Genomic DNA, 8,614 nt, shown 5'->3' with positions numbered 1-8,614 from the left:
GCCAAGGCCCCCGCCGCCCCCAAGGCTGCTCCGAAGGCCGCCGCGCCCAAGGCTCCGCCCGCCGCCAAGGCCGCCGGGACCCGCGAAAAGCCCGCCACGATCTGCAAGGCCACCGGCAAGCTGGTGCAGGTCATCGGCGCCGTCGTCGACGTCGAGTTCGAAGGCGAACTGCCGGCGATCCTGAACGCCCTGGAAACGGTCAACATCGCCTCGGGCCAACGCCTGGTGTTCGAAGTCGCCCAGCACCTGGGTCAGAACACCGTCCGCGCCATCGCCATGGACGCCACCGAAGGCCTCGTTCGCGGCCAGGCCGTGCGCGACACCGGCGAGTCGATCCGCGTTCCGGTCGGTCCCGGCACCCTGGGTCGCATCATGAACGTCATCGGCGAGCCGATCGACGAGCAGGGCCCGATCCAGTCGGACATCTTCCGCACCATCCACCGCGACGCCCCGTCCTTCGCCGAGCAGACCAACACGGCTGAAGTCCTGGTCACGGGCATCAAAGTCATCGACCTGATGTGCCCCTACACCAAGGGCGGCAAGATCGGCCTGTTCGGCGGCGCCGGCGTCGGCAAGACCGTGACGATGCAGGAACTGATCAACAACATCGCCAAGGCTTACGGCGGTTATTCGGTTCTGGCCGGCGTGGGCGAGCGCACCCGCGAAGGCAACGACCTGTATCACGAGATGATCGAGTCCAACGTCAACGTGGACCCGAAGATCAACGGCTCGACCGAAGGCAGCCGCTGCGCCCTCGTCTACGGCCAAATGAACGAGCCCCCCGGCGCCCGCGCCCGCGTGGCCCTGACCGGCCTCTCCATCGCCGAGTACTTCCGCGATGAGGAAGGCAAGGACGTGCTGCTGTTCGTCGACAACATCTTCCGCTTCACGCAAGCCGGCGCCGAAGTGTCGGCTCTGCTGGGCCGCATCCCCTCGGCCGTGGGCTATCAGCCCACCCTGGCCACCGAGATGGGCAACCTGCAGGAGCGCATCACCTCGACCAACAAGGGCTCGATCACTTCGGTCCAGGCCATCTACGTGCCCGCCGACGACCTGACCGACCCGGCGCCCGCCGCCTCGTTCGCCCACTTGGACGCCACCACCGTTCTGTCGCGCGACATCGCCGCCCAGGCCATCTTCCCCGCCGTCGATCCGCTGGACTCGACCTCGCGGATCATGGACCCGCTGGTCATCGGCCAAGAGCACTACGACGTGGCCCGTTCGGTCCAGGAAGTGCTTCAGCAGTACAAGTCGCTGAAGGACATCATCGCCATCCTGGGCATGGACGAGCTGTCGGAAGAGGACAAGCTGACGGTCGCCCGCGCTCGCAAGATCTCGCGCTTCCTGAGCCAGCCGTTCCACGTCGCCGAGCAGTTCACCAACACCCCCGGCGCCTTCGTGTCGCTGAAGGACACCATCCGCTCGTTCAAGGGCATCGTGGACGGCGAGTACGACCACCTGCCGGAAGCCGCCTTCTACATGGTCGGCCCGATCGAAGAAGCGGTGGCCAAGGCTGAAAAGCTGGCTGGCGAAGCGTAATGACCGACGAACACGAGCTGATCAATTTCTGCTGTGAAGAGCTCGAGGATGCTGTGTCTTCGGATCCCGAAGACGCGCTGATCGAGCACGACAGCGGATTGATCCTGCTCAATCTGGGTCATCGGGAAGAGGATGGTGAAACCGGCGTCGTGCTGGCCACCATCCGCTTCTGCCCGTTCTGCGGGACCGAGATCCAGACCGACGAAGACATCGAGGCGGCGCTCGGCGCCGTGGAGATCGTGGAATAATGGCCAAGCTGCACTTTTCCCTCGTCGCGCCCGAGCGCGAACTGTTCTCGGCCGACGTCGATCAGGTCGACGCCCCCGGCACGGAAGGCGATTTCGGCGTGCTGCCGAACCACGCGCCGTTCATGACCACCCTGCGCGAAGGCCGGGTCACGGTCCGCGACGGTTCGACCGTGCGCCTGTTCGACATCCAGGCGCGAAAGCGTCCGGGCCGTTTCGCGTTTGGCGGTCGGGCCTTCTTCAGGCGGCCGGCGCGACCGCGAGCGGGTGGGCGCGCTGGATGTCCAAATAGCGCGAGAGTTCGCCGACCAACCGGCGGGAGGCGGCCAGGTCCGAGTCGGCGGCGGCTTGCTCCAGGCTCGCGCCAAAGTCGGTGATCGCCTGGAAGCCGAAGGCGCCGCCCGATCCCCTCATATTGTGCCCCAGCAGGATCACCGACTCGAAGTCGTCGCGGTTCAGCGCCTCGCCCATGGTGATGACGTGCTCGCGGCAGCTCTCCAGATAGGCCGGCACGCGGGCCGCGAGCCGCGCGCTGGGGCGCCAGGATTTGGGCTCTTCCACCACGTCCGTGAGCGGATCGGCGCCGGGCGCGACGGCCGAATAGTCCTTGATCGCCTGCAGCAGCACGTCCTGCTTGATCGGCTTGGTCAGATAGGCCGTGCAGCCCGCCGCCAGGCAGGTCTCGCGATCGCCCTTCAGGGCCGAAGCCGTCAGCGCGATGATCGGCGTGGGGCGACGCCCGTGGGCCTTCTCCCAGGCGCGGATCGCCCGCGTCGCGGTCAGGCCGTCCATCACCGGCATCTGCCGGTCCATCAGCAGCAGGTCGTAGTGTCCGGTTTTGAACATCTCGCAGGCGATCAGCCCCGTCTCGGCCACGTCGATCAGGTAGGGCGTGTCCTCGAGATAGGCCAAGGCGATCGTGCAGTTGTCGGCGGAATCTTCGGCCATCAGGATGCGAAGGGCCGGCAGGGGCGCTTCGGGGCCGTGGCCCACCGGCGCGCTGACCGGCCGATTGGCGGCCGCCCAGACCTCGAAGGGCACCGAGAACTCGAAGGTGCTGCCTTGCCCCACGACGCTGGTCACCCCGATCCGTCCGCCCATCAGCTCGACCAGGCGCTTGGAGATCGTCAGCCCCAGGCCCGAGCCGCCAAATCGGCGGGTCGTCGAGGAGTCGGCCTGGGTGAAGCGTTCGAACACGCGGCCAAGCTTGTCGCCGGGGATGCCGATGCCGGTGTCGGACACCGAGAACCTCAGGGCGGTCGGCACCGAGCCGTCCGGATCCCGTTCGACCTTCAAGGCGACCTCGCCGGCCTCGGTGAACTTGATCGCATTGCCCAACAGGTTGAGCAGGACCTGACGTAGACGGGTCGGATCGCCGACCAGGTCGTTGCTGACATCGGGGGCGATCGTGCTGGTCAGGGTCAGGCCCTTCTCCTGCGCCTTGGCCGCCACCATCTCGATCGCCTTCTCCAGGTGATCGCTCAACGAAAAGCCGGTCTGTTCGAGATCGAGCTGCGAGGCCTCGACCTTCGACAGGTCCAGGATGTCGTTGATCAGGTTGAGCAGGTTGTCGCCCGAGCGGCGGAAGATCTGGACGTACTTGTCCTGCTCCGGCGTCAGCGCGGTCTTGGCCAGCAGGTCGGCGATGCCCATGACCGCGTTCATCGGCGTGCGGATCTCGTGGCTCATGCTGGCCAGAAAGTCGGACTTGGTGCGGCTGGCGCTTTCGGCTGCGGCCTTGGCCTGCTGCAGTTCGGCCTCGACGCGCTTGCGCTCGGTGACGTCGCGCGCGGCGGCGAAGACGCCCTGCAACGTACGGCCGCGGTCATAGAAGGTGGTGGCGTTGTAGGAGACCACGGTTTGCTTTCCGTCTCGGCTGCGCACGGTCAGCTCGTAGTCGGTCAGCGACTTTTCGCCCAGCACGCGCCGGATGCCCGCTTCGGCCCGCTCTGGATCGGTGAAGCAGTCCTTGAACGGCGCGCCGATCAGCTCGTCGCGGGTCGAGCCGGTCAGCGCCTCGGTCTGCTTGTTGACGTCGGTGATAATGCCCGATGGATCGGTGGTGATCAGCGCGTCGATGTTGGATTCGATCAGCGAGCGGGTGTAAAATTGCTGGTCGCGCAGGCGCTGGTCGGACTTCTTCTGCTCTTCTTCCACCAGCTTGCGGGCGGTGTTGTCGGTGCCGATCAGCAGGTAGCCGATGATCGCGCCGGCCGCGTCGCGCAGGGCCGTGACCGAGACAACGGCCGGGAACCGCGTGCCATCCTTGCGGATGTAGGTCAGCTCATAGATGTCCTCGATGCCGCGCGAGGCCTTGAACACCAGGGCCTCGAAGCCAGGCTCGATCGGGGTGGCCAGCTCGGCGCTGAGGGCCCGGGCCCGGGCCACCAGTTCCTGCGGGTCGGAGATGTCGGCCGGCGTGATGGTGTTCATCACCTCGGCGGCGTCGTAGCCCAGCATCCGCTCGGCGCCGACGTTGAAGATCTGGATCACGCCCTTGGCGTCGGTGGCGATGCTGGAGAAGTTTGCGCTGTTGAAGATGGCGCTCTGCAGGGCGCCGGCCTTGAGCAGGGCCTCCTCGGCCTCCTTGCGCGCGGTGTTGTCGGTGCCGATCAGCAGGTAGCCGATGATCGCGCCCTGAGCGTCGCGCAGGGCCGTGACCGAAACGACGGCCGGAAACCGTGTGCCGTCCTTGCGGATGTAGGTCAGCTCGTAGATGTCCTCGATCCCGCGCGAGGCCTTGAACACCAGGGCTTCGAAGCCCGGCGTGATGTCGGTCGCCAGTTCGTCGCTCAAGGCCCGGGCCCGTGCGATCAGCTCCTGTGGATCTGAGATGTCGGCCGGCGTGATGGTGTTCATCACCTCGGCGGCCGTGTAGCCCAGCATCCGCTCGGCGCCGACGTTGAAGATCTGGATCACGCCCTTGGCGTCGGTGGCGATGCTGGAGAAGTTGGCGCTGTTGAAGATGGCGCTCTGCAGGGCGCCGGCCTTGACGATCGATTCCTCGGTCTGACCCGCCGCGGGTCCGTTCGCGATCTGCGTACGTGACTGCTGGTCGCCCGACGCCGCCTTGGAACTTGAGATGGGGTTTCCTGACTCAGAATAGACCGACAGCGCCCTCGACCTGAAGGATCACGGGGCGCTAGTGCAGCAGCTTGCCTACGGAAATCTCAAGTTGCTCGGGAGAATAGGGTTTCTGGATGAACTGGCCGCCGCCGACGAACAGGTCGCTCATCTCGGAGGTCAGGGGTCGGCCCGAGGTGTAGAGCACCCGCAAGGCCGGCCGCAGCGCAACGGCTTGATTGGCCACCTCGTATCCGCCGAGAGACAGCGCATTGAGGCGAATGTCGACGAACAGAACATCGATGTGGTCGGTGGTGGAGAGGTGGGTCAGCGCGCCCGCCAGATCCTCCGCCATCAGGGGCGTATGACCGAGATCCTCGATCGCCCACTCCGCCGCCTGGCGAATGAAGACTTCATCTTCGACAACGAGGACAACCGCCATCAGGCGTCCGGACGACTTGACTGTTTCACAAGAACGCACCTCGCCGCTTCCCGACAACCGGCGCTCGACACCGAGCATGGTTGGAGAAATGCCGAGGACAAGAAACTCATCCTGGGTGCGGAACATCAGTTGAATAACACCGAAACCTTATCGGGTTGCGCGGAAAATAAATAAAGCGCGGGGCGACGACCCGTTCGGCGTCAAATCGGCATCCCGTGGGGGCTGGCTTCGTGAAGACCGGCGAAGACAGCCAGCTGATCCAGAAGGGCGTCTATGTCTCGCCCAGCTATCCGGGCCTGAAGATGTACGTCGTCGTCGCCAACTTTCCCGACGCGGCGACTCTCGTGCTGAGCACGGCCAAGCCCTGAAGGGCGCTGGAAAACTGTCACGCTTCGCCCCTGAGACGTCACGCCGCACCCGTCAGGCGAGAAAATTACACCTGTGACCCATTCTCCGCCTTAATCCGTCACCATAAGGGTTGCGAGGGAACGCCTGTCGGTTTTAATGCCGACCTCTTGCCTAACGGGGATAACTCGACCATGCGCCTTGCGCTCGCCAGCCTGATCGCCTTCGGAGCGGTTTCGACCGCCGCCGTCGCCCAGGAGCAAACCGCTCCGACTGCTCCGACCGCGCCCGCGCCAGCCGCAGCGCCCGTCGCCGCGCCCGCGCCGGCCGCCGATCCGGCGGTCCAGACCCCCGCTGCTCCGGCCGACGCCCTGACGGGCACGCCCGCCGTGGCCGCGCCGGTCGCCGGTCAGGCGCCGGAGTATGTCGCCCCGACCCGCGGGCCGCCCACTACCGATCCCGTTTCGCTGCAGCTGCTGGGCGTGCTCGACAGCGTCTGCAAGCCGGCCGTGGTCGGCGGCGACTTCCAAGCCCTGGTCAAGGCGGCCGGGATGAAGAAGAAGAAAGAGCAGTGGGTGAAGGATATCGGCAAGCCTTACCTGATCGCCATCGACAACCCGGGCAGCAACAAGAACGTCTGCACCGTCACCATCCAGTACGCCCAGGGCGACGCCCAGGCTCAAGCCCTGGCCAACGCCCTGCACGACTGGGCGACCTGGGAGAACAAGCCGCAGTTGCGCCTGATCCGCAACGACCTCACGGTCAGCGACGTCAAGCGCCTGACGGTCTCGTGGGACGACGCCTGGGCCGAAGGCCACGCCGGCCTGGTCTATATGCGCCTGAAGAAGCTGGACGACAGCTCGATCGGCAAGAACTACGAGCAGGCCCAAGTCCTGTACAGCACCACCAGCCGCTAAAGGCGACGAGAGGTCGCGGGGGCTTGCCCCCCGGTCTCGTGGTCCCATCTAGTCAAAGGCGCGGGGACGACCCCGCGCCTTTTCCTTTGTTTCCGGGGACGACCCCGCTCTGAATTTGGGAGCAGGTCATGGCCTGGATCATTCTCTTCATCGCGGGTCTGTTCGAGATCGGCTGGGCCGTGGGCCTGAAATTTACCGAGGGCTTCACCCGCCCGATCCCCACCATCCTCACCGCGATCAGCCTGGTCGCCTCGATGGGCCTGCTGGGCTGGGCGATCAAGTCCCTGCCGCTGGGCACCGCCTACGCGGTCTGGACCGGCGTGGGCGCGGTCGGCACGGCCATCGTCGGCATCCTGGTGTTCAAGGAGCCGGCCACGGCTGGGCGCCTGGTCTGCCTGGCGCTGATCGTCTCGGGCATCCTCGGGCTGAAGCTGTTCACCCCGGCGCGTTGACGCGAGCTATCGCCCATCGCCGAAACGGCTGTCATCCCGGATCTGCGCTTCGCTTGTCCGGGATGACAGATCCATTTCAGCAAGGGGTCCGCTACGCCCCCCGAGCGCAGCGACGGGCCTTTAGGCGGCCGCGCGGTTCTCGCCGGCGATGAAATTCAGGCAGGCGTCGGCGACGTCTTCCCAGCCGGGCTCGCCGGGCAGCCAATGGCTCATGGTCGGGAAGACCTCGCAGGATCCGCCCAGACGCGCGGCGGTCTGGCGCACGGTGGCCGGGGGATGGATCACGTCCTTGCCGCCGGCGATCGCCAGGGTCGGGACGCCGGTGGGGCCGGCGCTGGTGGTCATGAACGGGTCCATGAACCAGTTGAGGGTCTCCCACAGCGCCCGGCCGCTCTCGGCGGTCATCTGGGCGTAGAGGGCCTTGCGCTCCTCGCGGGGCAGGCGGTCCAGGGTGTAGCTCTCGACCACGCCGTAGTCGGGCGCGACGGCCTGCAGCCAGTAGGGACCCAGGGCGTAGAGGCTAACGGCCGAGGCCGCTTCCTCCAGCGAAGAGCCGGTGACCCCCCAGGGCGGCGAGGGCGCCAGCAGGATCAATCGCGAGACCGGCGCGCGGGCCGCGGCCATCTGGGCCACCAGCCCGCCCATCGAGTGGCCGATCAGGATCGGCGGCTCGTCGCAGGCCTCGCAGAGGCCCGCGATCTGCTTGGCGTAGTCGACCATCGAGCGTCCGGCGACCAGGGCCCCGTCGCCATGCCCCAGCAGGTCGGGGGTCTGGACGACGTGGCCGGCGGCCTCGAACGGTCGGCGGAACGTATCGAACGTCCAGCCGCCGCAGAAGGCGCCGTGCACCATGATCACCGGAGTCGCCACAAGCGCCTCGCCCGTTGGTTCGGCCAAAGCGCCGAGGGTTCAGCCTACACGCTACTTCTTCGGCGCGGGTGAAGATTTGGCGGTCGACTTTGCCGCAGGGGCTTTGGCGGCCTTGGCGGGAGCCGCCTTGGCCGGAGCGGGAGCCTTGGCGGCGGGCGCGGCCTTGGACTTGGCCGGCGCCTTGGCGGCCGCCGGCTTCGCGGCGGGTTTCGCCGCCGGTTTCGGAGCGGGCGCGGCCTTGGCGACCTTGGGGGTCGCCGGCTTGGCGGCCGGAGCGGCCTTCGGAGCCGCGGCCTTGGCCGGAGCCTTGGTCGAGGCGGGCTTGGCGGCGGCCTTCGGCGCGGGCGCCGCCTTCACCGCCTTCGGAGCCGCGGCAGGCTTGGCGGCGGGCTTCTTGGGCGCGGCGGCCTTGGCCGGAGCCTTGGCCGCAGCGGGCTTGGCGGCGACCTTCGGCGCGGGCGCGGGCGCGGGCTTGGCGATCTTCGCAGCCGGCGCCGCCTTGGGGGCAGGGGCGGTCTTGGCGGCCGGCTTGGACGCGGCGGGCTTGGCCTTCGGAGCCGCGGCCTTGGCCGGGGCCGGGGGTTTCGCGGCGGCCTTCGGTGCGGCCTTCGCGGCGGCGGGCTTGCTCGCGGCCGGTTTGGGGGCGGCCGACGCCGCCGTCTTCGGAGCCGGTGCGGCCTTGACCGGAGCCTTGGCGGCCGGCCCTTTCGGCGCGGCCTTGGCGGCGGCGGGGGCCTTGGC

Annotated in this window: 9 protein-coding genes and 1 pseudogene; 6 read left to right on the top strand and 4 right to left on the bottom strand. The window is 67.5% G+C overall.

From position 1 onward, the window contains the following. The 3 genes and pseudogenes from atpD to atpC all read left to right on the top strand — a co-directional run. Window positions 1-1,539: F0F1 ATP synthase subunit beta (gene atpD / locus AC1DZ6_RS16155; protein ID WP_477098171.1), on the top strand; the 1,539-nt coding region annotated here is incomplete at its 5' end. After that, window positions 1,539-1,787, top strand: coding sequence for a hypothetical protein (locus AC1DZ6_RS16150; protein WP_477098170.1), 249 nt, complete (start codon window positions 1,539-1,541; stop codon window positions 1,785-1,787). The genes atpD and AC1DZ6_RS16150, both read left to right, overlap by 1 nt. Continuing rightward, window positions 1,787-1,978 (top strand): annotated as a pseudogene (gene atpC / locus AC1DZ6_RS16145) (ATP synthase F1 subunit epsilon); the annotation flags it as partial. The gene AC1DZ6_RS16150 and the pseudogene atpC, both read left to right, overlap by 1 nt. A gap of 46 nt (window positions 1,979-2,024) precedes the next feature. Here atpC and AC1DZ6_RS16140 read toward each other — a convergent pair. Further along, a complete protein-coding gene (locus AC1DZ6_RS16140) occupies window positions 2,025-4,751 on the bottom strand; it encodes a hybrid sensor histidine kinase/response regulator (protein WP_477098172.1) in 2,727 nt (908 codons plus the stop codon). Window positions 4,752-4,926: 175 nt separating this feature from the next. Then, window positions 4,927-5,415 carry a response regulator gene (locus AC1DZ6_RS16135; RefSeq protein WP_477098169.1) on the bottom strand — a complete coding sequence of 163 codons (489 nt, stop codon included), beginning with the start codon at window positions 5,413-5,415 and terminating at the stop codon, window positions 4,927-4,929. Between the two features lie 104 nt (window positions 5,416-5,519). On the opposite strand from AC1DZ6_RS16135, the gene AC1DZ6_RS16130 reads away from it, so the two are divergent. The 3 genes from AC1DZ6_RS16130 to sugE all read left to right on the top strand — a co-directional run bounded on the left by AC1DZ6_RS16130 (window position 5,520) and on the right by sugE (window position 7,003). Continuing rightward, window positions 5,520-5,657 carry a hypothetical protein gene (locus AC1DZ6_RS16130; RefSeq protein ID WP_477098168.1) on the top strand — a complete coding sequence of 46 codons (138 nt, stop codon included), beginning with the start codon at window positions 5,520-5,522 and terminating at the stop codon, window positions 5,655-5,657. A gap of 171 nt (window positions 5,658-5,828) precedes the next feature. Beyond that, window positions 5,829-6,551, top strand: coding sequence for a hypothetical protein (locus tag AC1DZ6_RS16125; protein WP_477098167.1), 723 nt, complete (start codon window positions 5,829-5,831; stop codon window positions 6,549-6,551). Window positions 6,552-6,679: 128 nt separating this feature from the next. Then, window positions 6,680-7,003 carry a quaternary ammonium compound efflux SMR transporter SugE gene (gene sugE / locus AC1DZ6_RS16120; protein WP_477098166.1) on the top strand — a complete coding sequence of 108 codons (324 nt, stop codon included), beginning with the start codon at window positions 6,680-6,682 and terminating at the stop codon, window positions 7,001-7,003. Window positions 7,004-7,123: 120 nt separating this feature from the next. Here sugE and AC1DZ6_RS16115 read toward each other — a convergent pair whose 3' ends face one another. Together AC1DZ6_RS16115 and AC1DZ6_RS16110 are read right to left on the bottom strand one after the other, a co-directional pair. Continuing rightward, entirely contained in the window at window positions 7,124-7,873 is a 750-nt protein-coding gene (locus AC1DZ6_RS16115) for an alpha/beta fold hydrolase (protein WP_477098165.1), read from the bottom strand. A gap of 51 nt (window positions 7,874-7,924) precedes the next feature. Continuing rightward, the coding region (locus AC1DZ6_RS16110) for a hypothetical protein (protein ID WP_477098164.1) at window positions 7,925-8,614 on the bottom strand (690 nt) is incomplete at its 5' end.

Source organism: Caulobacter sp. P1_B12_2 (assembly GCF_056406675.1).
This window is presented reverse-complemented; position numbering and strand designations above follow the sequence as displayed.

What these genes read in the sequence shown, in the direction of transcription:
- AC1DZ6_RS16150 (WP_477098170.1), top strand. Translation starts at nt 1,539, where the DNA reads ATGACCGACGAACACGAGCTGATCAATTTCTGCTGTGAAGAGCTCGAG.
- AC1DZ6_RS16135 (WP_477098169.1), bottom strand. Translation starts at nt 5,415, where the DNA reads ATGTTCCGCACCCAGGATGAGTTTCTTGTCCTCGGCATTTCTCCAACC.
- AC1DZ6_RS16125 (WP_477098167.1), top strand. Translation starts at nt 5,829, where the DNA reads ATGCGCCTTGCGCTCGCCAGCCTGATCGCCTTCGGAGCGGTTTCGACC.
- sugE (WP_477098166.1), top strand. Translation starts at nt 6,680, where the DNA reads ATGGCCTGGATCATTCTCTTCATCGCGGGTCTGTTCGAGATCGGCTGG.